This window comes from Methylobacterium sp. J-078, from assembly GCF_022829285.1.
Lineage (GTDB): Bacteria > Pseudomonadota > Alphaproteobacteria > Rhizobiales > Beijerinckiaceae > Methylobacterium.
In genome coordinates this window covers 216,571-242,328 of record NZ_JAKSYI010000060.1, presented here as the reverse complement: position 1 = coordinate 242,328, position 25,758 = coordinate 216,571, and the positions used below count along the sequence as shown (strand labels likewise).

20 protein-coding genes are annotated in these 25,758 nt (G+C 70.7%); 15 read left to right on the top strand and 5 right to left on the bottom strand.

The window, feature by feature from the left end:
• Nucleotides 1-74: 74 nt before the first annotated feature.
• The 3 genes from MKK58_RS09250 to argJ are packed head-to-tail and all read right to left on the bottom strand — an operon-like array spanning nt 75 to nt 2,469.
• Entirely contained in the window at nt 75-491 is a 417-nt protein-coding gene (locus MKK58_RS09250) for a (deoxy)nucleoside triphosphate pyrophosphohydrolase (protein WP_243911787.1), read from the bottom strand.
• Nucleotides 488-1,222 (bottom strand): SIMPL domain-containing protein, encoded by a 735-nt coding sequence (locus tag MKK58_RS09245; protein ID WP_409565223.1) that lies wholly within the window; start codon nt 1,220-1,222, stop codon nt 488-490. Before MKK58_RS09245 ends, MKK58_RS09250 begins: the two co-directional genes overlap by 4 nt.
• A complete protein-coding gene (gene argJ / locus MKK58_RS09240) occupies nt 1,219-2,469 on the bottom strand; it encodes a bifunctional glutamate N-acetyltransferase/amino-acid acetyltransferase ArgJ (protein WP_243911786.1) in 1,251 nt (416 codons plus the stop codon). The genes MKK58_RS09245 and argJ overlap by 4 nt, the downstream gene beginning before the upstream one ends.
• 304 nt (nt 2,470-2,773) lie before the next feature.
• Here argJ and MKK58_RS09235 point away from each other — a divergent pair, with 304 nt between their 5' ends.
• Nucleotides 2,774-3,202 carry a histidine kinase gene (locus tag MKK58_RS09235; RefSeq protein WP_243911785.1) on the top strand — a complete coding sequence of 143 codons (429 nt, stop codon included), beginning with the start codon at nt 2,774-2,776 and terminating at the stop codon, nt 3,200-3,202.
• A gap of 160 nt (nt 3,203-3,362) precedes the next feature.
• On the opposite strand, the gene MKK58_RS09230 is transcribed toward MKK58_RS09235, so the two are convergent.
• Nucleotides 3,363-3,872, bottom strand: a complete 510-nt coding sequence (locus tag MKK58_RS09230) for a PRC-barrel domain-containing protein (protein WP_243911784.1) — start codon at nt 3,870-3,872, stop codon at nt 3,363-3,365.
• Between the two features lie 214 nt (nt 3,873-4,086).
• Here MKK58_RS09230 and MKK58_RS09225 point away from each other — a divergent pair, with 214 nt between their 5' ends.
• Nucleotides 4,087-4,680: a glutathione peroxidase gene (locus tag MKK58_RS09225; protein ID WP_313899278.1), complete on the top strand. Its 594-nt coding sequence runs from the start codon at nt 4,087-4,089 to the stop codon at nt 4,678-4,680.
• A gap of 4 nt (nt 4,681-4,684) precedes the next feature.
• Here the strand turns inward: MKK58_RS09225 and MKK58_RS09220 are convergent, their stop codons facing one another.
• Complete coding sequence (locus tag MKK58_RS09220; RefSeq protein WP_243911783.1) at nt 4,685-4,951, bottom strand: hypothetical protein; 267 nt, start codon at nt 4,949-4,951, stop codon at nt 4,685-4,687.
• A gap of 100 nt (nt 4,952-5,051) precedes the next feature.
• Here MKK58_RS09220 and MKK58_RS09215 point away from each other — a divergent pair, with 100 nt between their 5' ends.
• The 13 genes from MKK58_RS09215 (at nt 5,052) to addA (ending at nt 25,753) form a co-directional block, all read left to right on the top strand.
• Nucleotides 5,052-5,279: a hypothetical protein gene (locus tag MKK58_RS09215; protein ID WP_243911782.1), complete on the top strand. Its 228-nt coding sequence runs from the start codon at nt 5,052-5,054 to the stop codon at nt 5,277-5,279.
• 82 nt (nt 5,280-5,361) lie between these two features.
• A complete protein-coding gene (locus tag MKK58_RS09210; RefSeq protein ID WP_243911781.1) occupies nt 5,362-5,601 on the top strand; it encodes a hypothetical protein in 240 nt (79 codons plus the stop codon).
• 204 nt (nt 5,602-5,805) lie between these two features.
• On the top strand, nt 5,806-6,405 hold the full coding sequence (locus tag MKK58_RS09205) for a nitroreductase family protein (protein ID WP_243911780.1): 600 nt from the start codon (nt 5,806-5,808) through the stop codon (nt 6,403-6,405).
• A gap of 10 nt (nt 6,406-6,415) precedes the next feature.
• Complete coding sequence (locus MKK58_RS09200) at nt 6,416-8,032, top strand: AMP-binding protein (RefSeq protein WP_243911779.1); 1,617 nt, start codon at nt 6,416-6,418, stop codon at nt 8,030-8,032.
• Nucleotides 8,033-8,363: 331 nt separating this feature from the next.
• A complete protein-coding gene (locus tag MKK58_RS09195; RefSeq protein WP_243911778.1) occupies nt 8,364-11,306 on the top strand; it encodes a VCBS domain-containing protein in 2,943 nt (980 codons plus the stop codon).
• Nucleotides 11,307-11,531: 225 nt separating this feature from the next.
• A complete protein-coding gene (ahcY, locus tag MKK58_RS09190; RefSeq protein ID WP_243911777.1) occupies nt 11,532-12,932 on the top strand; it encodes an adenosylhomocysteinase in 1,401 nt (466 codons plus the stop codon).
• A 342-nt stretch (nt 12,933-13,274) separates the two neighbouring features.
• Complete coding sequence (locus tag MKK58_RS09185) at nt 13,275-15,773, top strand: sensor histidine kinase (RefSeq protein ID WP_243911776.1); 2,499 nt, start codon at nt 13,275-13,277, stop codon at nt 15,771-15,773.
• 191 nt (nt 15,774-15,964) lie between these two features.
• Complete coding sequence (gene tsaE / locus MKK58_RS09180) at nt 15,965-17,494, top strand: tRNA (adenosine(37)-N6)-threonylcarbamoyltransferase complex ATPase subunit type 1 TsaE (RefSeq protein ID WP_243911809.1); 1,530 nt, start codon at nt 15,965-15,967, stop codon at nt 17,492-17,494.
• Between the two features lie 80 nt (nt 17,495-17,574).
• Nucleotides 17,575-18,315, top strand: a complete 741-nt coding sequence (locus MKK58_RS09175) for a nucleotidyltransferase family protein (protein ID WP_243911775.1) — start codon at nt 17,575-17,577, stop codon at nt 18,313-18,315.
• 66 nt (nt 18,316-18,381) lie between these two features.
• On the top strand, nt 18,382-21,516 hold the full coding sequence (addB, locus tag MKK58_RS09170) for a double-strand break repair protein AddB (RefSeq protein WP_243911774.1): 3,135 nt from the start codon (nt 18,382-18,384) through the stop codon (nt 21,514-21,516).
• Nucleotides 21,517-21,582: 66 nt separating this feature from the next.
• Nucleotides 21,583-21,963 (top strand): putative toxin-antitoxin system toxin component, PIN family, encoded by a 381-nt coding sequence (locus MKK58_RS09165; protein ID WP_243911773.1) that lies wholly within the window; start codon nt 21,583-21,585, stop codon nt 21,961-21,963.
• A 44-nt stretch (nt 21,964-22,007) separates the two neighbouring features.
• The gene (locus tag MKK58_RS09160; protein WP_243911772.1) at nt 22,008-22,256 is read left to right on the top strand and encodes a hypothetical protein; all 249 of its coding nucleotides are present in this window, start codon (nt 22,008-22,010) and stop codon (nt 22,254-22,256) included.
• Nucleotides 22,253-25,753 (top strand): double-strand break repair helicase AddA, encoded by a 3,501-nt coding sequence (gene addA / locus MKK58_RS09155; protein WP_243911771.1) that lies wholly within the window; start codon nt 22,253-22,255, stop codon nt 25,751-25,753. The genes MKK58_RS09160 and addA overlap by 4 nt, the downstream gene beginning before the upstream one ends.
• Nucleotides 25,754-25,758 lie beyond the last annotated feature (5 nt).

Genomic DNA, 25,758 nt, shown 5'->3' with positions numbered 1-25,758 from the left:
GCCGGCCAGCGATGCACAAACGCCACGCGAATCCAAGGGGATCGCGGGTGTAGCCGGACAAGACTGCAACCGGATCAGGGGCCGAGGAGATCGAGCAAAAACGGGATCAGTGGGGCATCGGCCGGCGGCATCGGCTGGTCCTTGAGGTCGCGCGGGCGCACCCATTTCAGGGCCTGGCCCTCCATGGAGCGCGGCAGGCCCTCCCAGCGCCGGCAGACATAGAGCGGCATCAGCAGGTGGAAGTCCGGATAGGCGTGGCTCGCGAAGGTCAGCGGCGCGAGGCAGTCCTGCTTCACGGCGATGCCGAGTTCCTCGGAGAGCTCCCGGATCAGGGTCTCCTCCGGCCGCTCGCCGGGATCGACCTTGCCGCCGGGGAACTCCCACAGCCCGGCGAGCTGCTTGCCCGGCGGGCGCTGAGCGAGGAGGACGCGCCCGTCCGCGTCCACCAGCGCGACGGCGACCACCAGGAGGATGCGCAGGGGAGCGCTCACGGGGCGATCGCGAAGGTCGCCGCGACGTCGGCGCCGGTCTCGATGGTTCCGGCCGCCAGGGGCACCGGCGCGCCACCGCGCTTGGCGCGCATCGGCGCGGGCGCCGCGAAGTCCATCGTCGGGGCGCTGGCCGAGGCCGGCGACTGGATCGACACCACCCGCCCGAGGGTGACGCCCGCCGCCTCGGCCAGCCGCTCGGCCTGCGCCCGCGCGTCCTTCATCGCCGCGCTGCGCATGGCGGCCTCGGCGGCCTCGGGATCGCGCAGGCCGAAGCGGACGCCGTCGATGCGATTCGCGCCGCCGTCGAGGGCCCGGCGCATCAGTTCGCCGAGACGTGCCATGTCGGCGAGGCGCAGCCGCACCGTGTTGCCGGCCCGGTAGCCATCCGGCTTCTCGGCGAAGGATCCGTCCGCCTGACGGATCGAGCGGGTGACCGGTTGGAGCGTGACGGCGGAGGTGCCGAGATCCGCCTCCGGCACCTTGAACTCCCCGGCCAGGGCCAGGATCGCCTTGGCGGCGGCGCTGGCGCCGTCGAGGGCCGCGGCCGGGCTCGCCCCCTTGGCCTCGACGCCGATCTCGACCGAGGCGAAGTCCGGCACCACCTCGGCGCGGGCCCGGCCGACGACATGGATTCGGCCCTCGCCCGATCCCGGCTTCTCCTCGGAACGAGCCGCACCGCCGGACCCGAGCAGCGTCAGGGCGATGAGAGGGGCGATGCCGGCGCGCCTCACGAGCGGTAATCCCCGTTGATCTCGATGTAGAGCTTGGTCAGGTCGCAGGTCCAGACGCGGGCGGTGCCGTCGCCGAGCCCAAGGTCGACCCGCACGGTCACGTCCGATTCCCGCATCACCGCGCTCGCCGCCGCCTCGCTGTAATCGGGATCGCGGGCGCCCTCGCGGGCCACGCGCACGTCGCCGAACCAGATCGCCAGGCGGTCGCGGTCGGCGGGCTCGCCGGCCTTGCCCACCGCCATCACCACCCGGCCCCAGTTCGCGTCCTCACCCGCGATGGCGGTCTTCACCAGGGGCGAGTTGGCGATGGACATGGCGATGCGGTGGGCCGAGGCGTCGCTCGTCGCGCCCGTGACCCGCACGGTGACGAACTTGCGCGCGCCCTCGCCGTCCTTGGCGACGAGCTGCGCCAGCTCGACGAGGAGGTCGTCCAGCGCGGCGCGGAAGGCCGACAGGCGTGGATCATCGGCGGCCGAGACCGCGGCGTTGCCGGCCGCGCCCGTGGCGAACAGCATCAGCGTGTCGGAGGTGGAGGTGTCGCCGTCCACCGTCACGCAGTTGAAGCTCGTGGCCGTGCCGGCGGCGAGCAGCGCCTGCAGCACGTCCTGGGGCAGGGCGGCGTCGGTGAAGGCGAAGCTCAGCATGGTCGCCATGTCGGGGGCGATCATGCCCGCGCCCTTGGCGATGCCGTTCAGCGTCACGGTCGTCCCGTCGATGGCGGTCCGGCGCGTCGCGAGCTTGGGGAAGGTGTCGGTGGTCATGATCGCCTGGGCGGCCGCGGCCCAGGCCGAGGCGCCGTCCTCGGTCCGCCCGGCGCAATCGGCCAGCACGCCCCGGAACTTGCTGGCGTCGAGGGGTTCGCCGATCACGCCCGTCGAGGCGATGAAGATGTCCTGCGGGCTGCACGCCGCGGCCTCGGCGGCGATCTCGGCCGTGAGCGCCACGGCCTCGCACCCGCGAAGGCCCGTGAAGGCGTTGGCGTTGCCCGAATTGACCACGAGGGCGCGGGCGCCCGCGCTGCCCAGGGCTTCGCGGCACCAGTCCACCGGGGCGGAGGGGCATTTCGAACGGGTGAACACGCCCGCCGCCTGCGTGCCCTCGGCCAGCGCCACGTAGAGCACGTCGGTGCGGCCGGAATAGCGGATTCCGGCCTGCGCGGTGGCGAGGCCGACACCGCGAATCGGGGGCAGCTCGGGCTGGCTTTGCGGGGCGAGGGGCGAGACCGGCGGGCTCTTGGCGGATGACATGGGGTTCACGGCTCCGGCTGTCCGCCGCTGCGTGGGACGCGCGGCGAGGGCGGTGTTGCCCCGTGCGGCGGCCCTGCGTCAACCGGGGCGCCCGTCATGTGGCTGTCATATCACGGCACTGTCCCGCGACCGCCTCCGGCGCCGGAATCGCGCGGCCGGATGGTGGGTCGCGCTTGCACGATCGCCGCACGAAACACAGGCGGGGGCTTGTCTGCATCGGCGGGCGTGACATAGCATGCTGCGACGCACAGTCGACGAAAGGTGATCGGCACGGATGTTCAGGCGCGAGAGGGACGTCTCGACGATGGAACTACCGACCTCGCCCTGTGGCGCCTACGGCGTCCAGGTTCTCATCGCCGGCCGCCAGAAGCATTGGCGCGATGAAGTATCGTCCCAGATCCGCCGGGCCGGCTTCGCCGCCACCACGGTCGATTGCGGCGTCGACGCCATGACCGTGCTGGCCCTCGGCCTGCCGGTGGACGTCCTCGTCACGGATGTGAGCCTTCAGGGCAAGCTGTGCTGCCTGAAGCTGGCTCAAGAAGCTCGCGCCCTGCGGCCGGACCTGCGCATCGTCTTCGCGAGCGACCTCGGTCTCCAGGCGGACGAGGACGCATCCGACCCGATCGACACCCTGTTCGACGGCGACATGCCCGCGCGCGCCGGCCTCCTCGCCGTGCGGCGCATCGACCATGTCGCCTCCACCGTGTGGGACGCCCTGCGCAGCGCGAACTGATCGCGCGCCCGGACACGTCGCCGATCCGCGACCCCGGCGGGGCCGATCTCCGCCGCCTCTGGCGCAGCTTCGCGGAACCGACGCCGACCCCCGGGGGACCGGCTTGCCGGCTGCTCGGGGGTCCCACCGCCGCGAAACGCCCCTTTCCCGGGCGAAGCGGCTACTGCGCCTTGTTCGCTTCGGCCGGCTTCGGGTCCGCCGGCTTGGCGTCCGTGTTCGGCTTCGCCTTGCCGAGATAGACGTATTCCGGCGCGGCGCGGAGCTGGTCCTTGTTGGTGTCGATCGTCGCCTTCAGGGTGTTGTCGTCGACGCGCGCCAGCTTGAGGGCGCTCGGGTCGATGGCGACGTACTTGGTGCCGATTCCGAGGAAGCCGCCGACGCCGACCACCCACGACTTCACCGTCATCTTCTCGTCGAGCACCACGTCGGCGATCTCGCCGATGGTCTCGCTGGCACCGTTCTGGATGGTCAGGCCCACCAGCTTCGAGGTGACCATGTCGCTCTTGTTCTGCGCCACGAAGGTGGGGCGCAGGTCGTTGGCGAGGGTGGCCGGCGCGGCCGGGACCGGGGTGGACGCGTTGGAGGCCGGGGCCGGCGTCTCCGGGGCCTGGGCGAGGGCGAGGGTGGCGCTCGCGACGAGAAGGGTCGTTCCGAGCAACAGGCTGCGCATGGGCGAAGTCTTTCCGAAGGTCGGACCCGAAAAAATGCCGGGTCCAAGATGGCACACGCTCAAGCTCAGGCCTTCCCGAAAGGTTCCCGCCAAAACGCCGGGCCCGATGGACGAACGACGTTGAGACGTTAGGTTCCTCTGGACAGGAGCGGCGGAGCGGTTCCGCGCGCCTGACGGGAGTCGCGCCATGTCGAAGATCCTGATCTCGGAGGTCATGCCGTCCGCCAGCCTGTCCGGGCGGCCGGCGCATTCCATCGGCCGGCGCCACGCCCTCGCGCTGCTCGGCGGAGCCGTCGCCTGGGGCATCCCCGGGGTGCGCGCGGGCGAGATGCGCGCAGGGGCCTTCGCCTTCGAGCGACCCGAGGGCGGCACCCTGCCGCTGGACGCCTATGCGGGCCGGCCCATCCTCGTCGTGAACACCGCCACGGCCTGCGGCTATGCCGGGCAGTTCTCCGGGCTTCAGGGCCTCTGGACCCGCTTCGGCGACCGGGGCCTCACCGTTATCGCGGTCCCGTCGCCCGATTTCGGCAACCAGGAGCCCCTCGACGGGGTCGCCATCGCGGAGGCCGCACGCAAGAATCACGGCGTCACCTTCCCGGTCACGGCCAAGACCCACGTGCGCGGGCCGGCGGCCCATCCGTTCTACCGCTGGGCCGCCGCCGAGAAGCCCGGCAGCACGCCGAACTGGAACTTCCACAAGTACCTCGTGGACCGGGACGGCAGCCTGCTGGGTGCCTATCCGTCGAACGTCGAGCCCAACGATCCGCGCATCGTCACGGCCATCGCCAACGCGCTGCCCACCGGCTGAGGCCTCAACGGGGAATGTCGCGCGGCGGCCTCGGCGCCTCGGCCGGCGCGTTCCGCCGGACGCGGCGGGGACGCTCGGCCGAACCGCGCACCGGCGGCGAGGCGTAGTTCGACGCGAAGGGGTTGGCGGGCGTGCGCTCGGCGCTGCCGAACAGGCTGAATTCCGCGCGGGCCGGACCGGCCGCGAGGAGCCCGAGGCCGAAGAGGCTCGCGGCGAAAAGGCTCGCGGCGACGAAGCTCGACGTGCGAAGGGCGGGGCGGATCGGTGGCATGCGGTTCCTGCGCGGGGATCGACGGGACGGGGCTTTCGCTCCGATACCCCAACGCCCCACATCCGGCGAGGCGCCGCAGGGAGCGCCCGGGAGACGGATCATGGAACCCCATCGCTTCGAGCAGGCGGGCGCCGCTTACGAGGTCGCCTTCGAGCGCGCGCCGGAGGGCTGGCTCGCCCGAATCCGCCAGGACGGTAGCCCGACGGTGCACGTGGTCGGCTTCCCCGACGGGCCGGGCTACGATGCCGGGGACGTGCGCGGCTCCCTGGTCGCGGGCTGCGAGGCGGCCGTCGCCAACCTCTCCTGGGCCGCGTCCACGCGCCACTGAGCGGGAACCTCCCGAACCGCGCCGGGTTCGCCCTCCCACAGGTTCAAGCTCTCAGGGCAAGCTCTTACCGAAGGACGGCACCATGACCGAGGTCACCTATCGCATCGTCGAGCACGATGGCGGCTACGCCTACAAGGTCGGCGACGTGTTCTCCGAGACGTTCCCGAGCCACGACGAGGCTCTCCAGGCCGCGCAAGCGGCCGCGGCCGAGCAGCAGGTTCCAGGCTCCACCGAGCCGATCCGCTACCAGGACGGCAAGGGCGCGTGGCACGACGAGACGGCCCAGGGCAACGACCGCCCGACCGCGAAGGTGGTCGATTGAGCGCCCGCCGGGCGGTTCGCCGCCCGGATCGCCGTCCACCGGGCGGAAGCCCTGGGTCGAATGGCCGATTGCCTCGCCGGCACAACCTCGTGCATGGCTGGGCAGTCGCGTGGGCGTATCTCGAGAGGGGTACGGCCTTCGCAGGCGGATGACGGTCCGGGAAGACGGCGCCGCGTCCCGCGAACCTCGCCCTGGAGCCTTTCCGTGACCGCCTCGAACCCGCGCCAGCCCGACCACGCCATCGACCCCCTCTTCATCGAGCGCTGGTCCCCCCGCGCCTTCACCGGCGAAGCGGTTCCGGAATCGGAACTGCTGCGCATGGTCGAGGCCGCGCGCTGGGCACCGTCCTCATACAATTCCCAGCCCTGGCGCTTCGTCTACGCCCTGCGCGACACGCCCGACTGGCTGCCGTTCCTCGACCTGCTGGTGCCGGGAAACCGCAAGTGGGCGGAAGGGGCCGGTGCCCTCGTCATCCTCGTCTCCAGCAAGCTGATGAAGACCGGCGACGGCCTGAAGCCCTCGGCGAGCCACTCCCTCGATACCGGCGCGGCGTCCGCCAACTTCCAGCTCCAGGCGATCCGCCAGGGCTGGCACGTGCACGGCATGGGCGGCTTCGACAAGGAGCGCGCCGTCACGCTCCTCAATGTGCCGGCGGACCATCAGGTCGAGGCCGCCTACGCGGTCGGGCGCGCGGCGGACCCCGCCGACCTCACCGAGGAGCAGCGCGCCAAGGAGGTGCCGAACGGCCGCCGGCCGATCACGGACTTCGCGTTCGCGGGCGCCTTCAAGGCCCGAGAGGCCTGAGTCCGCCGCCGTGCTGAAGCCTGCCGCCGACTATGCCGGGCTCGTTGCCGGGTTCACCTGGGACATCCCCGAGCGCTACAACATCGGCGTCGATGTCTGCGACCGCTGGGCCGCCCGCGCGCCCGACCGCGTCGCGATCCAGGAGGTGGTGGGCGCGACGGTCACGGAGACGACCTTCGAAGCGTTGCGCGCGCGCTCCGACCGCTTCGCGGCGGGCCTGCGGGCGCGCGGCATCGGCCCCGGCGACCGGATCGGCGTGCTGCTCCCGCAATCGGCCGCCGTGGTGGTCGCCCATGCCGCCGCCTACAAGCTCGGGGCGATCGCCCTGCCGCTCGCCGGCCTGTTCGGGCCGGATGCCCTGCGCTACCGGCTCAAAGATGCCGGCGCGCGGGTGCTCGTCACCGACGCGGCGGGGTTCGAAAAACTCGAAGCCATCCGTGCCGACTTAGCCGACCTCGACCTCGTCATCCGCACGGACGGTGCCTGCGCGGGGGCGGTCGATGCCGAGGCCCTGATGGCCGAGGCCCCCGAGGGCTTCACTGCCGTCGACACCCGGGCCGACGATCCGGCCCTGATGATCTACACCTCCGGCACCACGGGGCCGGCCAAGGGCGCGCTGCACGCCCACCGGGTGCTGCTCGGGCACCTGCCCGGCTTCCTCATGATGCACGATTTCCCGCCCCGGCCCGCCGACCGGATGTGGACGCCCTCGGACTGGGCCTGGGCCGGCGGCCTCCTCAACGCGACCCTGCCGAGCCTGCACCTCGGCGTGCCGGTGGTGGCCTGTCCGGGCTTCCGGTTCGAGCCCGAGGCGGCGTTCCGGCTCATCGCCGAGCGGGCGATCACCACCGCGTTCCTGCCGCCCACGGCCCTCAGGATGCTGCGCGGCGTCTCCGATCCGCGCGGACGCTTCGATCTGGCGGCCTTGCGCAACATCGCCTCCGCCGGCGAGGCGCTGGGCCCCGAGACCTTCGACTGGGCGCGCCGCGAACTCGGGCTGACCATCGGCGAGGCCTACGGCCAGACCGAGTGCAACCTCGTGCTGGCGGCCTGCACGGCGGCCGTGGTGGCGCGGGCCGGCTCGACGGGGCGCCCGGTGCCCGGGCACCGCGTCGCGATCCTGCGCGCCGACGGCACCGAGGCCGGCATTGATGAGCCCGGCGAGATCGCCGTCGCGCGGCCCGACCCGGTGATGTTCCTGCGCTACTGGAACCAGCCGGAGGCGACGGAGAAGAAGTTCTCCGGCAACTGGATGCTCACCGGCGACACCGCCCGGCGCGATGCGGACGGCTACGTCCACTTCGTCGGGCGCGAGGACGACCTCATCACCTCGGCGGCCTACCGGATCGGCCCCACCGAGATCGAGGATTGCCTCGGGGCACATCCGGCCGTGGCGCTCGCCGCCGCCGTGGGGAAGCCGGACCCCTTACGCACCGAGATCGTCAAGGCCTTCGTCGTCCTGCGTCCGGGCTTCACCGCCTCCGACGCGCTGGCCGCCGAGATCCAGGCCTTCGTGCGCACCCGGCTCTCGGCGCATGAGTATCCGCGCGAGATCGCGTTCCGCGAGAGTCTACCGATGACGACCACGGGCAAGATCATCCGACGGCAGCTGCGCGACGAGGCGTGACGCCCGGGCGGCTGCGCGGTCCGCTACAGGAGCCGGGCCCGGCGTGCGTTTCGACGCCCGGGTCGGAAGGTTCCGGCACTCACGATGATTTGACCAATCTCGAGGGGCCGCAGCGTTGCGGTCGTTCCGAGCATTCGGCCGCCTGCCCCCAAGGAAACACGACCGTATCCGCAGGCCGCGTGTAGCAAAGACGGATTTACGATATTCCCGATCATTCCGGCGTCTACGTAGAATCTCTCCTGAGACGATTTCAATTTGGACTTCCGTAATTCTAAAAATTTTCCTAAAAACCGCGTGTTGGGATCGATACTAAAAGCTTCGGGGGGAATTTATGGCGACCTATAACGGTAGCAATGCCGACGATAAGTATTTCGGCGCTATCGGCGACGATTATTACAACGTCGGCGAGGGCAACAACACGGTCATCGACCTCGGTGGTCGCAACGTCGTCAATGCGGGCTCAGGCAACGACACGATCACGACGGGCGACGGCGACGATCAGATCAATGCCGGCGACGGCCTCAACGTCATCGCGGCGGGCGGCGGCAACAACAACATCAACGCCGGCTCGGGCGCCGACCGCATCACCGCCGGCTCGGGCAACGACCAGATCAACGCCGGCGAGGGCGACAACACGGTCGATGCCGGGGACGGCAACAACACCGTGAACGCCGCCTCGGGCAACGACGCCATCACCACGGGTTCGGGCGACGACCAGATCAACGCCGGAAACGGGAACAACACCATCCGGGCGGGTGGCGGCCGGAACATGGTCAATGCCGGATCGGGCGACGACTTCATCGTCACGGGCTCGGGCGACGATCAGATCAACGCGGGCGACGGCAAGAACACCATCGATGCCGGCGATGGCCGGAACGTGATCAACACGGGCTCCGGCGCCGACACCATCACCACGGGTTCGGGCGACGACCAGATCAATGCTGGCGAGGGCAACAACCTCATCAACGCAGGCGGCGGCAACAACCGCGTCACCGCGGGCTCCGGCAACGACACCATCACGGCGGGTGCTGGCAACAACGAAATCTATGCCGGCGAGGGCAACAACACCGTTACGCTGGGCGCGGGCAACAGCCGCGTCTATACCGGCTCCGGCGCCGACGTGATCACCCTGGGCACGGGTAACAACGAGGTCTATGCCGGCGAGGGCAACAACACCGTCACGGTGGCCGGCGGCAACAGCCGCATCTACACCGGCTCCGGCGCCGACACCATCACAACGGGCGCGGGCAACGACACGATCTTTGCCGGCGGCGGCAACGACCGCGTGATCCTCGGCGGCGGCTCCGACCTCGTCTATCTCGGCGACGGCAACGACGTCGCGCGCCTCACGCTGGCGCAGAGCAAGGGCGGCGCGCATATCGACCTCTGGGGCGAGGGCGGATCGGACACCCTTCAGCTCGTCCTCAACACGGCCGAGGCGCAGGACGCGGCGGTGCTCGCCGACATCCAGGGCTTCCAGAAGCATCTCGCCGGTGACGGCAACTGGATGTACCAGTTCAAGACCGCCGACATCACGGTGCGTCAGTTCGAGAAGCTCGAGATCGTCGCGCCCGTCCTCGCGGCCGCCGACAAGGCGACCACGGCGGAGGATGGCCCCGTCACCATCCAGGTTCTCGCCAACGACAAGGACCTGCTGGCGGCCAGCAACGCAGCCCTCCACGTCACCGAACTGGTCACCACGGGCCTTCAGGGCACGGCGACGATCAGCGCGGACGGCAAGAGCGTCGTCTACGATCCGGGCCAAGCCTTCCAGTACCTCAAGGCCGGCGAGCAGGCCGACGTGACCTTCCAGTACAAGGTCGCCGACGATCAGGGCTTCGTCGACACCGCCTCGGTCACCGTCACGGTGACGGGCGTCAACGATGTGGCGACGATCGCGGGCACCGCGGCTGGCACGGTCGTGGAGGACGGCGTCCTGAAGGCCTCCGGCACGCTCACCGTGTCCGACCTCGATGCCGGCCAGAGCCACTTCGCGGCCGTCGCGGCCTCGGTGCTGCACGGCACCTACGGCGACTTCAGCTTCAATGACGGCGCCTGGGACTACACCCTGCGCAACGGCGATGCCAACGTGCAGGCGTTGGCCGAGGGGCAACTCGTCAGCGATACCCTCGCGGTCAAGTCGCTCGACGGGACGGCGAGCAGCACGATCAGCGTTTCCATCACCGGCACCAATGACGCGGCCACCTTCACGGGGGACGACACAAAGACTTTGACAGAAACCAACGCCATCTTGACGACGAACGGCGTGCTCGTGGCGCATGACATCGACAGCCCCGCCACGTTCAAGGCACAGGCGAACGTTGCCGGCAGCGCAGGATACGGACACTTCTCGATCGGTGCGGATGGAGCGTGGACCTACGTCACAGATACGCCGCACGACGAATTCGCCGCCGGCCAAACCTACACCGACACATTGCTGGTGCAGAGTGCGGATGGAACCGGTCATACCCTGACCGTCAACATCCTCGGGACGGCTGATTTCACGACCTCGACGGAGTTGGTGGGGGCTTGGCGCGTTGGAGAAGGGCCTTATTGGGGCAATGCTCCTAAGGTGTATTCCGGCCAGGAGGCCGCCGCTTTCCTTCTCGGCGGAACGGCTTCGGACTACGCCATTTCCACGAATAAAGCCGCGATTACCCATACGGCGTTTTATGATCAGTATGCGGGTCCGTTCACGGAGCGGGCCGAAAATTTGCATACGGATACTGCGCCAAATGGCTACTCATATCCGGACTATTCTTCTTTCGTGGGGGATCACGGAGTTGTTCAGGGCTTCCTGACGACGCAATATTCTATCTATACAGCCACGCAGGCCAATCCCTACACGAACTACGCCTTCCGAGAGGTAAATCTGTTTACTGCGGCGCCGGATCAATCGACTGTCGGTACGTCGGGCGTCGACAAGATCGTCGCGTCATCCGGAAGTACGCTGACAGGAGGCGCCGGTTCGGACTACTTCGCCTTCGCTTCGACAGCCGTCAATCACGTCACGATCACGGATTTCTCGGCTGCGGACGATACGCTGATCTTCGACCACGCGGGGTTCGGTGGCAATCTCCAGCCGGGCGGTGTCGCGACGACACAGTTCACGAACGGCGACTTCACGAATGGTGATCAGCGCTTCGCGTTCCATGCTGCGGATCATACGCTCTGGTACGATGCGGATGGCAGCAATGCCGGCGCTGCCGCTACGTTGATCGCCACTCTGCAGAACGTCACCGCACTGACGCACTACGACCTCGTGATGGTCTGACGTAAGCTTGAATGGACGCGGCTGGGGCATTCACCAGCCGCGTCCCCTTCGAGAATGGAGCCGGCTGTGATGCCCGCGACTGAAGTTCGATCGCCACCGGGAGGCTGCGGCGTCCGCACCGCAGCTTACCTGGTCGCATAAAGACATCTTTATATCTTGATTGCCTCCGTCGTCCGGTCCTGCTATGGCCTCTGCCAACCGCAGCGCCACGAAGGAGCGAACCCCATGGCCCAGAATTACATCGTCAAGGACATCGGTCTGGCCGATTACGGCCGCAAGGAGATATCGATCGCCGAGACCGAGATGCCCGGCCTGATGGCCACCCGCGAGGAGTTCGGTCCGTCGCAGCCCCTCAAGGGCGCGAAGATCGCCGGCTCGCTGCACATGACGATTCAGACGGCCGTGCTGATCGAGACCCTGAAGGCGCTGGGTGCCGACATTCGCTGGGTCTCCTGCAACATCTACTCGACCCAGGACCACGCCGCCGCCGCCATCGCGGCCGCCGGCATTCCGGTCTTCGCCATCAAGGGCGAGACCCTGGAGGAGTACTGGGACTACACCTCGAAGCTGTTCGACTGGCATGACGGCGGCATGCCGAACATGATCCTCGACGACGGCGGCGACGCCACCATGTTCGTGCACCTGGGTCTCCGCGCCGAGAACGGCGACACCGCCTTCCTCGACAAGCCGGAATCCGAGGAGGAAGAGATCTTCTTCGCCCTTCTCAAGAAGAAGCTCGCCGAGAAGCCGAAGGGTTGGTTCGCGGGTCTGGCCGATTCGATCAAGGGCGTCTCGGAAGAGACCACCACGGGCGTGCACCGCCTCTACAACCTCGCCAAGGAGGGCAAGCTGCTCTTCCCGGCGATCAACGTGAACGACGCCGTCACCAAGTCGAAGTTCGACAACCTCTACGGCTGCCGCGAGTCGCTGGTCGACGGCATCCGCCGCGGCACCGACGTGATGATGGCCGGCAAGGTCGCCATGGTCGCGGGCTTCGGCGACGTCGGCAAGGGCTCCGCCTCGTCGCTGCGCCACGCCGGCTGCCGCGTGCTGGTCTCGGAGGTCGATCCGATCTGCGCCCTCCAGGCTGCCATGGAAGGCTACGAGGTCGTCACCATGGAAGACGCCGCACCGCGCGCCGACATCTTCGTGACGGCGACCGGCAACAAGGACATCATCACCATCGAGCACATGCGGGCGATGAAGGACCGCGCCATCGTGTGCAACATCGGTCACTTCGACAACGAGATTCAGGTCGCCGGCCTGAAGAACCTCAAGTGGTCGAACATCAAGCCGCAGGTGGATGAGATCACCTTCGCGGACGGCCACCGCATCATCCTCCTGTCGGAGGGTCGCCTGGTGAACCTCGGCAACGCCACCGGCCACCCGTCCTTCGTGATGTCGGCCTCCTTCACCAACCAGACCCTGGCCCAGATCGAGCTCTGGACCAACCCGGGCAAGTACGAGAAGCAGGTCTACACCCTGCCGAAGGCCCTCGACGAGAAGGTGGCGCTCCTCCACCTCGAGAAGATCGGCGTGAAGCTCTCCAAGCTGCGCCCCGACCAGGCCGCCTATATCGGCGTCTCCGAGAACGGCCCGTTCAAGCCCGACCACTACCGCTACTGAGTCCGGCCGGCGCCCCATCGGGGCGCCGCACGACCGGAATCGACGACCGAAGCCCGGCCCCCGCGCCGGGCTTTTTCGCGTCCGGGCGTCCTGGCTTCGACCCTTGCGAGGACACTGCGAGGACCCTTGCGAGCCGGGGCGCAGTGTGGCTTTTCTGCGCCCCCCGCAGCCGATCGCTTCCGAAGGGTTTAAAGTTAAGCTTAACCCTCTTCCTCGACGATTCCCCGCCGCGCTAGTGTGGCCTGATTCCTCAGATGGAGTGGCCCGCACCCGGCCTTCGGGCGGATGCGGGAAGGGCGCGCTTTGGCGCCTCATCGAAGATTCGTGGAGGCGGGACGGATCATGAGGGTCGATCGAACGGCGCGCGCGCTCGTGTGCGCCGGCGCTCTCGTCGTCGCTGTGCCAGGACACCCGGCGCACGCCATCGGGACGGGCCTGGACGCCAGCGCCGTCGCAGCGGGGTTCGGGCAGCACACCCACAACGCCGCCGGTCTCGCGATCCTGATCGGGTTGACGATCTTCGCGACCATCGTGGCCCTGCTGCACATGCGCGAGCGCGGCCGCTGGACACGGCGCGAGCGCGACCTCCTGAGCGAACTCTCGAGCCTGCGCGGCGCCCACGACCGCGCCGAGATGCTGCTCAACGCCGAGCGCCAGATCCTCGTGACCTGGTCCGGACGCGGCGCCCCGACCGTCGAGGGCGATATCGGCCTCGTCGACGGCAAGCGGATAGCGGGCGATGTCCATTCGGCGTTCCTGGCCTTCGAGACCTGGCTGCACGCGGTCGATGCCGACGCCCTGAGCAGCGCCGTCGAGACCCTCCGGGCGCGCGGGACCGGATTTCGCCTCAGCCTGCGCTCGCAGAACGGACGCTTCATCGACGCGCATGGACAGGCGCTGTCCGGGCGTGCCGTCCTGCGCCTGCGCGAGACCACCGACGAGAAGCGCGAACTGATCGACCTGCGGCTGACCCTCTACGAAGCCAAGCGCGGACTGTCGGCCCTGAGCAGCCTCCTCGATGCGATTCCCCAGCCGGTCTGGCGCCGCAACCGCGACGGCGTCCTCGCTTGGGTGAACCTCGCCTACGTGGCGGCGGTGGAGGCGGGCACCCGCGAGCACGCCCTCGAGGGCGGCGTCGAACTCCTCGACCGGCAGGCGCGCGAGCTCATCGCCCGGGACGAGGGCGCACGTCTGACCGCCGGCGGGCGGGCGGCCCACAGGCTTTCCGCCGTGGTGGCGGGCGGTCGGCGCACCCTCGACGTCACCGAGACCGCCATCGAGACCGGCCGCGTCGGCATCGCGGTCGACGTCTCGGAACTGGAGAGCGTGCGCGCCGACCTCCAGCGCCAGATGGACGCCAACGTCCGCACCCTCGACCAGCTACCCACCGCCGTGGCGATGTTCGACGCCCGCCAGCGCCTGATCTTCCACAACGCCGCCTACCGCCAGCTCTGGGGTCTCGATCAGGCTTTCCTCGACGGCCGCCCCCTCGACGGCGAGATCCTCGACCGCCTCCGTGCCGCCCGGAAGCTGCCCGAGCAGGCCGACTTCAAGTCCTGGAAGGCCGATGTGCTCGCCGCCTACCGCGCCGTGGAGGCCAACGAGGCCTGGTGGTATCTGCCCGATGGTCGCTCGCTCCGCGTCGTCGCCGATCCCAACCCGCAGGGTGGCCTCACCTACCTGTTCGACGACGTTTCGGAGAACATGAAGCTCGAGTCCCGCTACAACGCCCTGATGCGGGTGCAGGCCGAGACCCTCGACACCCTCAAGGAGCCCGTGGCGGTGTTCGGCGCCGACGGCCGGCTCACCTTCGCCAACCGCGCCTTCGCCACCCTGTGGCGCCTCGATCCCGAGACCCTGGGCGAGCGCCCCCGCGTCGACGCGGTCATTGCCGCCTGCCAGACCCTCTCACCCGACGAGGATCCGTGGATCGACATCCGCGGCGCCATCACGGGCCTGGAGAGCCGGGCCGGCCTGACCTGCCGCCTGGAAATCGTCGACGGCACCGTACTCGACTGCGCCGCCCAGCCCCTGCCCGAGGGCGCGACCCTGCTGACCCTGATCGACGTCACCGCCAGCGTGAACGTGGAGCGGGCGCTGACCGACAAGAACGACACTCTGGAGCGCACCTCGCAGCTGCGCGACACCTTCGTGAACCACGTTTCCTACGAACTGCGCTCGCCGCTCACCAACATCATCGGCTTCACCCAGCTTCTCGGCGACGAGACGGTGGGCGCCCTCAACGAGCGCCAGCGCGAGTATTCCGGGCACATCATGCGCTCGTCCGGGGCGCTGCTCGTGATGATCAACGACATCCTCGACCTCGCCTCCATCGACGCGGGCTCCCTCGAACTCACCCGCGAGGTCGTCGACGTCCGCGCCACCGTCGAGGCGGCCGTGCGCGGCCTCGAGGACCGGCTCGCCGATTCCGCCATCACCCTCGACCTCGACGTGCCCGACGACGTCGGCACCTTCGTCGCCGACGGCAAGCGTGTGCGCCAGATCCTGTTCAACCTCCTGTCGAACGCCGTCGGCTTCTCGTCGCCCGGCCAGCAGGTCCGGGTCGAGGTCCGGCGCGACGCCTCCGAACTCACGCTCACCGTGGTGGACCAGGGCCAGGGCATGCCGCCCGACGTCGCCGCGCGGGTGTTCGATCGGTTCGAGAGCCATACGCTGGGCACCCGCCATCGCGGGGTCGGCCTCGGGCTCTCCATCGTGCGCTCCTTCGTGGAGCTGCATGGCGGCCGGGTCAGCCTCGCGTCCGAGCCGGGCGTGGGCACCCGCGTCACCTGCTCCTTCCCCGTCGCCGAGACGGCCGCCCACCAGGATGCCGCCGAGTAGGCGGAGTCCGCGGCCGGGCCCCCTGCGTCGCTTTGGGAGCCTTCGGCAGGGTCCGCGATTTGGTTAAGGATGCTCCGCTATGAACGCGAGGATCCGTGCGATCCCGCCGATCGCGGCCGAGGAGGAGTTGGGCGTTGAACGAGGATGGTGCCGACACGCCCCGGCGTGAGGTGAAATCGGCCTGGGAGATCATGCTCCCCGACGAGAGCGCCACCGAGGATCTCGGCCGCTTCCTCGCCGAGTTCCTGGTGGCCGGCGATATCGTCGCCCTGTCGGGCGGTCTCGGCGGTGGCAAGACCACGCTGGCGCGCGCGCTCATCCGCGAACTCGCGGCGGACCCGACCCTCGACGTGCCGAGCCCGACCTTCACGCTGATCCAGCCCTACGAGGCGGCCGACGGCCGCGCCATCGTCCATGCCGACCTCTACCGGCTGCGCAGCCCCGACGAACTCGTCGAACTCGGCTTCGACGAGATGGCCGAGACCGCCATCACCCTGGTCGAATGGCCCGAACGTCTCGGACCCCGCGACGCGCCGATCCTGTTCATCGACCTCTCCCTGCGGGCCGAATTCGGCGACGGCGCCCGCTTTGCCCGCATCGACGGCAGCGGCGGCATGGCCGGGCGCCTGCGCCGGGCGCGGGCCCTGCGCGTGCTCCTCGTCCGCAGCGGCTGGGACGAGGCCACCCGCATCGCCATGCAGGGCGATGCCTCCTCGCGGGCCTACGAGCGCCTGGTGAAGCCCGACGGCAAGAGCGCCGTCCTGATGATCTCGCCGCCCCGGGCCGACGGGCCGCCGGTGCGCAACGGCCGCCCCTACAGCGCCATCGTCAAGCTCGCCGAGAGCGTGCACGCCTTCGTGGGCGTCGACCGCGGTCTGCGGGCACTCGGCTTCTCCGCCCCCCGCATCTACGGCGAGGACCTCGCCGAGGGCCTGCTCATCATCGAGGATCTCGGTTCCGAACCCGTGGTCGATGCGGCCGGCCCCCGGCCGGAGCGCTACGCCGAGGCGGTGCGGCTCCTCGCCAAGCTCCACGCCACCGAATTGCCGGGCGTTCTGCCCGTGGCCGACGGCATCGACCACGTGCTGCCGCCCTACGACCTCGAGGCCCTGGTCTTCGAGACCGAGCTGCTGCCCGACTGGTACTGCCCGGCGATCCGGGGCGCCGACTTGCCCGGGCCGGCCCGCTCCGAGTTCGTCTCGCTCTGGGCCGAAGTCCTCGACGGCATCACCCCGGACCGTCCGACCTGGACCCTGCGGGACTACCATTCGCCCAACCTGATCTGGCTGCCCGAGCGGGAGGGGCTGGAGCGCATCGGCGTCATCGACTTCCAGGACGCGGTGCTCGGCCACCCGGCCTACGACGTCGCCTCGCTGCTGCAGGACGCACGGGTGGATGCGAGTGCCGAGTTCGAGCTGCGCCTGCTCGGCCTCTACGTGCGCGAGCGCCGGGCCCGCGAACCCGACTTCGACATGCACGCCTTCGCCCGGGCCTACGCGGTGCTGGCGGCCCAGCGCGCCACCAAGATCCTCGGCATCTTCGCCCGCCTCGACCGCCGCGACGGCAAGCCCGGCTACCTCGCGCACCTGCCGCGCATCGAGGGCTACCTCGCGCGCAACCTCAACCATCCGGCCCTGACGCACCTGCGCCTCTGGCACGAGGCCCACCTGCCGCATCTCGTGCCGAAGCCGGACGCGGCCGAGCCGGGCGAGGGCGCCTGACGGACCCGCGAGACCCGGGCGCGGACCGCCGCACGGCAGCCCGCGCCCGCCCGAGACCCTCCCGACGAGACGAAGCCGCTATGTCCGACACAGCCCCCATCACCCGCGCCTTCGTCCTCGCGGCGGGTCTCGGCAAGCGCATGCGCCCCATCACCGCGACGGTGCCCAAGCCCCTCGTGGAGGTGGCCGGGCGCGCCCTCCTCGACCACGCCCTCGACCGGGCCGCCGAGGGCGGCATCACGCAGGCGGTGGTCAACGTGCACTACCTCGCCGACCTCATCGAGGGGCACGTGGCCAAGCGCCGGAGCGCCCCGGACATCGTGATCTCCGACGAGCGCGCCGCCCTGCTGGAGACCGGCGGCGGCGTGAAGAAGGCGCTCCCGCTCCTCGGCGACGGGCCCTTCGTGGTCTTCAACGCCGATTCCTTCTGGCTCGAAGGGCCGGATTCCAATCTCGCCCGCCTCGTCGCCGCCTGGGATCCGGAGGCGATGGACATCCTCCTCCTCGTCGCCCCCACGGCGACCAGCCTCGGCTACGAGGGCGGCGGCGACTTCGTCATGGATTCCGGCGGGGCGCTGGAGCGGCGCGGCGAGCGCGAGGTGGCGCCCTTCATCTACGCGGGCGTCGCCATCCTGAAGCCCGGCCTGTTCGCCGACACCCCGGAAGGCGCCTTCTCCCTCAACCTCCTGTTCGACCGCGCCATCGCGGCCCGCCGCCTGCACGGCCTGCGCCTCGACGGGCAATGGCTCCACGTCGGCACGCCGGAGGCGATCACGGCCGCCGAGGCGCGCGTGAAGGCGAGCGCGCAGCACGCGCTCTGAGGCGCGGGCGCCCGGCCCGTCAGGCCGCCCATTCCAGAACGGCGGGATTGGTGGCATGGAACATCGATGCCGATTTCCGATGCCGCCGGATCCCACGTCTTCACCATCCCCCCGGGTGCGCCCTTCCTGGAGACCCTGGCCGAGGCGCTGATCGCGGGCCGGCTCGTGGGCGACATCGGCGCCGATCCGTTCGCGCTGGCCTCCGTCACCCTCTACCTGCCGACGCAGCGCGCCGTCCGGGCCCTCTCGGCGATTCTGGCCGCCCGCCTCGGCCACGCGGCGCTGCTGCCGCGCATGGTGCCCCTCGGCGAGGCGGACGAGGCGGAGCTCGATCTCGCCGCCAACCCCCTCATCGAGAACGGCCCCGACGTGCTCGCCCCGGCGATGCCGCCCCTGGAGCGCCGGCTGATCCTGGCGCGCCTCGTCCAGGGCTGGGCGGAGGCGGTCGACCGCACGCTGCTGCCCATCGACGACGACGTGCCCTTCCTCGTCCCCTCCTCGCCCGCCGACGCGATCGGCCTCGCCGCCGACCTCGAACGGCTGATGGACGCGCTCACCGTGGAGGGCCTGCCCTGGGCCGAGATCGGCAGCGCCGTCGAGGCCGAGTATTCCCGCTATTTCGGCCTGACCCTGGATTTCGTGAAGATCGCCGCCGAGGCCTGGCCCGGCATCCTCGCCGAGCGCGGCATGAGCGACCCCGTTTCGCGCTCGCGCAGGCTTGTCCTCGCCGAGGCCGAGCGCCTCGCCCGGGATCGTCCGGCCGAGCCCGTGATCGTGGCGGGCTCCACGGGCTCGGTTCCCGCCACCGCCCGGCTGATCGGCGCCGTGGCGGCCCTGCCGCGCGGCGCCGTGGTGCTGCCGGGCCTCGACGGCGCGCTCGACGCCGCCGGCTGGGATGCCATCGAGACCGGCGAGGGCTTTTCACGGGAAATCGCCCATGGCCATCCGCAGGCGATCCTGCACCGCCTGCTCGGGCCGGGATGCCTCGGCCTCGACCGAACGCGGGTCGTCCCCCTGGGCACGCCGTCCGACGCGGCGCAGGCCCGCTTCGCCCTGCTCTCGCAGGCCCTGCGCCCGGCCGAGACCACCGAGGCCTGGGCCGAACTCGATGCCGGCGCGCGTGCAGCCCTGGCCGAGGCGGGGATGCGGGGCCTCGCCCTGGTCGAGGCTGCCGACGAGCGCGAGGAGGCGCTGGTCATCGCCATCGCCCTGCGCGAGACCCTGGAGACCCCCGGCGCCACCGCGGCGCTGATCACCCCCGACCGGGGGCTGGCGGTGCGGGTCGCCGCCGAGCTCGCCCGCTGGGGTATCGTCGCGGAGGATTCCGGCGGCGAGGCCCTGTCGCGCAGCCGCGCGGGGCGCCTCGCGCGCCTCGCCGCCGAAGTCGCGGCCGACCTTCAGCCGGCCCGGCTGATCACGCTCCTGTCCCATCCCTACGTGCGCCTCGGCATGCCGCGCAGCGACGTGGTCCGGGCCGCCGCCGCCCTGGAGATCGGCGCCCTGCGCGGGCCCGCGCCGGCGCCGGGCTTTGCCGGATTGCAGCAGGCTCTGGCCGACCAGCGCGCCGGCACCGGGCGGCGTCCCCGGGCCAAGCGCCGCCTCACCGAACACGACTGGGACCTCGCCGCCGGCCTCCTCGACCGGCTGCAAGTGGCCTTCGACGGCTTCCTCGACGTGGATCATCGCGGCGTCGGCAACCTCGTCGCCTACGCCGCCTGCCACCGCGCCACCTTCGACCGGCTGATCGACGCGGCCGAGGGCGAGCCCGTCGACGACGCCTCCCTCGGGGTGCTCGACAGCCTGTTCGACGACCTCGAACTGGCCGAGCCCGGCCTGCTGCCCGGGCGCTTTTCCGATTACCCGGCCTTCTTCAGCGCGCTGGCGCGGGAGCGGCTCGTGGCCTGCAGCGACGGGCGCCCGCATCCCCGCCTGCGCATCCTCGGCCTCCTGGAAGCGCGCCTGATGCACGTCGACCGCGTGGTGCTCGGCGGCCTCGACGAGGGCGTCTGGCCGATGAAGACGACCACGGACGCCTTCCTCAACCGGCCCATGCGCGAGCGCATCGGCCTCAACCCGCCCGAACGCCGCATCGGCCAGAGCGCGCACGACTTCGTCCAGGCGCTCGGCCATCACGACGCGATCCTGACCCGCGCCGCCAAGCGCGAGGGCGCCCCCACCGTGCCCTCGCGCTTCCTCCAGCGCCTGCGCGCCTTCGCGGGCGAGGCCCGCTGGACCGAGGTGACCGAGGCCGGGCGCCGGTACCTGAGCTATGCCGCCGCCCTGGACCAGGGCACCGGCCCCGCGAAAGCCCGTCTCAAGCAGCCGAAGCCCCGGCCCGACCCGGCCCTGTTCCCGCGCTCCCTGAGCGTCACTGAGGTCGAGACGTTGGTGCGCGACCCCTACGTCATCTTCGCCCGGCACGTGCTCGGCCTCGATCCCCTCGATCCCGTGGCGGCCGAGCCGGGCGCCGCCGATCGCGGCACCCTGATCCACGAGATCCTGGGGGAATTCGCGCAGGCCCACCCCGACGCGTTTCCAGACGCGGCGGTAGAGCGATTGTTCAATCTCGCGCTCAACGCCTTCCGGCCGATCTCCGACACCTATCCGGAGCTGTATGCCGAGTGGTGGCCCCGCTACGAGCGGCTGGCCGCGAAATTTTTGGACTGGGAGGCCGAGCGGCGCGGGCAGGTGGCGAAGGTCCATCCGGAGATCTCCGGCAAGTGGGTGATACCGATGGGCGCTGAGAGCTTCACCCTGCGGGCGCGCGCCGACCGGATCGAGCGCCGCCGCGACGGCGGAGCCTGCATCGTCGACTTCAAGACCGGCCTGCCGCCGAGCAACAAGGAGGTCTTCGCCGGCTTCTCGCCCCAACTCACGCTGGAAGCGGCGATGCTCATGGCCGGCGCCTTCGACGGCTTTCCCGCCAGCACGTTGACGCCCGATCTCCTCTACGTGCACGCCTCGGGCGGCCGCAAACCCTTCGAGCCGCTCCCCGTGAAGCCCCCGCGCGGCGAGGAGCGCGAGGTCGCCGCCATCGTCGACGAGCACGTCGCCCGCTTCCGGGGCCTCGTGGCCCGCTTCCTGGCCGGCGAGGCCGCCTACACCTCGCGGCCATACCCGAAATACGCGAAATCCTACGGCGACTACGACCACCTCGCCCGGGTGCTCGAATGGTCGCTCGGCGGCGAGGGAGAGGGCTGAAATACCGCGAGGGACAAACGGGATTTCGATCTTGACCGATATCGCCCGCGATATCATTCTAGGCGCATGATCGTCGTCGATGCCAACGTCGTGCTCGGCGCGCTGCGATCACGCAACGGAGCATCCCACGTCGTGCTTCGTGGTCTGCTCACCCGTCGGTTTTCGTTCGCGCTCTCGCCCGCGATGGTTCTCGAGTACGAAGATGCCCTCAAACGGCCGGGACTTCTGGGGCCGACGCCCTGGATCGACGAGGCCGGAATCGACGCGATCCTCGACGCGCTGTGCGCGACCGCCGTCCTGACCCTGCCTTGGTTCCGCTTCAGGCCGTTTCTCGATGATCCAAAGGATGATGTCTACGTCGAATGCGCCTTGGCCGCCGGAGCCGAGCTGATCCTGACCCACGATCGCCACTTCCGGAAGCCGGTCCTGTCGGCCTTCAGGCGATGACACCGCAAGCCTACTTGACCCGCTGACAGATACGAGGATGGGCCATGCCGAACTTCGCACTCCGCCTGCCCGACCACGTCATGTCCCAGGCCAAGACGGCCGCCGACGAGGACAACGTCTCCATCAACCAGTTGCTCGTCGCCTTCATCGCGGAGGGCCTCGGACACCGCCGCGGCCTGAAGGCGCTCCAGGCGCGGGCCGAGCGCGCCGACGTGGAGGCGGCCCTCGCCCTGCTCGACGGGGCCCCCGACGTCCCGCCCGAGCCGAAGGACCGGATGAGGTTGGATCGATGAGCGGCACGACCGTGCGCGAAGCGTTCGTCGTCGACGATCTCACCAAGGACCGTCAGCGCAAGGCCGCCGATCCGCGTGCCTCGGCCTGGGTCTCGGCCAATGCGGGGGCCGGCAAAACCAAGGTGCTCACCGACCGGGTGGTGCGCCTGCTCCTCGACGGAGCGCCGCCGGCCCGCATCCTCTGTCTCACCTTCACCAAGGCGGCGGCGGCCAACATGTCGATCCGCGTCTTCCGCGTGCTCGGGCGCTGGGTGACCCTGGACGACGCCACCCTCACGGCCGAACTCACCGAACTCACGGGGGAACGCCCATCGCGAACGACCCTGCGGGTGGCCCGGCGGCTGTTCGCCCGCGCGGTGGAGACCCCGGGGGGCCTGAAGATCGAGACCCTGCACGCCCTCTGCGAGCGGCTCCTGCACATGTTCCCGTTCGAGGCGAACGTGCCGGCCCGCTTCGTGGTGCTCGACGAGACGCAGGCCGCCGACGCCTTCCACATCGAGACCGGCAACGTGCTGGCCGATGCGATCGGCGGCCGCCATCCGCATCTCGGCGAGGCGCTGGCCGTCGTCGGCCCCGAGGCGACGGGGGACGCCCTGCGCAAGGCGATCCGCAACGCCATGCGAGCCCGCGACGTGCTCGACAGCCGCGCCGGCCTCGACGGTCCCTTCACGGGGCTCGCCGAGGCCCTCGGCGTCCGCCCGGGCGAGACCGCCGACGCGATCGAGGCGCGGATGCTCGACGGCGTCCTGGGGGATCTCGGCGCGTTGGCCGCGCGCCTGCGCACCGGCAAGGCCACGGATGACGGCATCGCCGACCGGCTGCTGGCGGTCGAGGCCGCCGGGACGCGCTCCGACGCCCTCGAGATCTATCTGGGCATCTTCTTCACCAAGGAGGGATCGCCGAAGGCCGACAAGAGCCTCGGCACCAAGGCCGTGCCGGAGGATGTGAAGAGCGCGCTCTGCGAGGAGCGGGACCGCCTGGAGCCCCTGCGGGATACCCTGCGGGGCGTGCGCGCCCTGGAACGCACCCGCGCCCTGTTCACCCTGGCGGGCGAGATCCACCGCCGGGTCGAGGCCCAGAAGGCCCGCCTCGGCGCCCTCGACTTCGACGACCTCATCCACAAGACCCTCGACCTCCTCGGCCGGGTCGATTCCACCTGGGTGCTGTACAAGCTCGACCGCGGCGTCGACCATGTGCTCATCGACGAGGCGCAGGACACCAACCCGCACCAATGGGAGATCCTGCGCCGGATCACCGCCGAGTTCGCCTCCGGCGAGGGCGCCCGTGAGGTTGCCCGCACCCGATTCGCCGTCGGCGACCCCAAGCAGTCGATCTACAGCTTCCAGGGTGCCGAGCCCCGCGAGTTCGAGACCACCCGCCGGGCCTGGAAGCGGGCGACGGAGGGCGCCGGCCTTGCCTTCGCGGACGTGAACCTCACCCTGTCGTTCCGCTCGGCCGGGGGCGTCCTGCGCGCGGTGGACGCGACCTTCGCGATCCCCGAGCACTACGAGGGCCTCTCCTTCGACGACACGGCCGTCGGCACCAACCACAGCACGGCGCGGACGTCCGCGCCCGGCACGGTCGAGCTCTGGCCGATCGAAGAACCGGCGGACGAGCCGGAACCCGACGCCTGGGCCGCCCCCGTCGACGCGCCCGAGACCAACGCGCCCGCGATCCTCACGGCCCGGCGCGTGGCGCGGGCCGCGCTCGCCTGGATCACCACCGGCGACGAGACCGGCCGGGTCTGGCGTCCGGGCGACATCCTCATCCTGGTGCGCAAGCGCTCGGCGGCCTTCGAGGAGGTGATTCGCGCCATGAAGGCCCTCGGCGTGCCCGTCGCCGGCCAGGACCGCCTCGACATCGCCGCCCACATCGCCGTCAACGACCTCGTGGCGGTGGGCCGGGCCGGGCTCCTGCCCGCCGACGACCTCACCCTGGCCGGCGCCCTGAAGACACCCCTCGTCGGCCTCGACGACGACGACCTCGTGCGCATCGCGGCGCGCCGCGAATTTCACGAGACCCTGGAGGACGCGCTCGCGCGGCACGCCGCCGGCGGCGACCCGGCCGCGATCCGGGGTCACGCGGCCCTGCGGTCCTGGATCGAGCGCGCGGCCTGCGAGGGGCCGTTCGGGTTCTACGCCACGCTGCTGGGCGCGCAGGGCGGCCGGCGCGCCCTGGTCTCGCGCCTCGGCGGCGAGGCGGGCGATGCCATCGACGTGTTCCTGATGACCGCGGCCCAGGCCGAGCAGGGCACGGACGCACCGTCCCTCGGCGGCTTTCTCGCCCGCTACGACACCGTGCCCGGGCGCGGGGAGGGCGGCCACACCGTCAAGCGCGACCTCGACTCGGGCCGGGACGAGGTCCGGGTGATGACCGTCCACGGCGCCAAGGGGTTGGAGGCGCCGGTGGTCATCGTCATCGACGGCTGCGAGACCCTCGGGCGCAACGACCCGCCGCTCCTCGCGATGGCGCCCGGAACCCCGTCCGAGCCCCGGTTCGGACGGGGCGCCAGCCCCCTCCCGCCGATCTGGGCCGGTGCCAAGGCGGGCGATTGCGCGGCCGTGACCGAGGCCCGCGCCGCCCTGCAGGCCCGCGCCCGCGAGGAGCACAACCGCCTCCTCTACGTCGCCATGACCCGGGCGGCCGACCGCCTCGTGGTGGCACCCTATCGGGGCCACGAGGCGCCGACGGAGGCTGCCTGGTGCGAGATGATCCGCAGCGGGATGGAGCGCGCCTTCGGCGCGGGCGAGGTCATCGAGGCCCGGTATGGCCCCGCGACCCTGTGGCGGGAGGGCGGCGCCGTGCCCCCGGCCGAGCGCACCGCTTCCGCGCCCCCGCCGCGGCCCGCGCTTCCGGCCTGGCTCGAAGCGCCCGTGCCCTCGGAAACCGATGCGGCGCCTCCGGTGACGCCCTCGCGCGCCCTCGGCGCCGCCGATACCCGCCGCGAGCCGGGCCGGCGCCAGGCCGACAGCGAGGCGCGTCGGCGCGGCACCCTGATCCATTCCCTCGTCGAGCACCTGCCCCGGATCGAGCCCGGCCAGCGCGAGGCGGCGGCCACCGCCTTCGTGCGCGCCCGCGCCCCGGCGCTGGAGCGGCCCAAGCAGGCGGCCATCGTCAGCGCGACCCTGCGCCTCCTGGAGGAACCCGATCTCGCGCCGCTCTTCGCCCGTGATGCCCGGGCCGAGGTAACGCTCTCGGGACGGGTGACGGCAGGGGGCGTCGCCCGCCCGGTCTTCGGCCGGGTCGACCGCCTGGCGATCTCGGGCGACACGGTCTGGGTGGCGGATTTCAAGACGGGCCGGCCGCCGGCGGCGGGAGCCCCTCTGCCCCGCGCGGAGGCCGGGCAAATCGCCCTCTACGCGGCACTCCTCGCCGAGATCTACCCGGCACACCGGGTCATCCCGATGCTGGTCTGGACCTCGGGGCCGACGATCCGCCGGCTTTCGGCCGACGAGATCGCGGATGCCCTCGCGGCCCTGGCGCAGCGCGCCGCGTGAGGAGC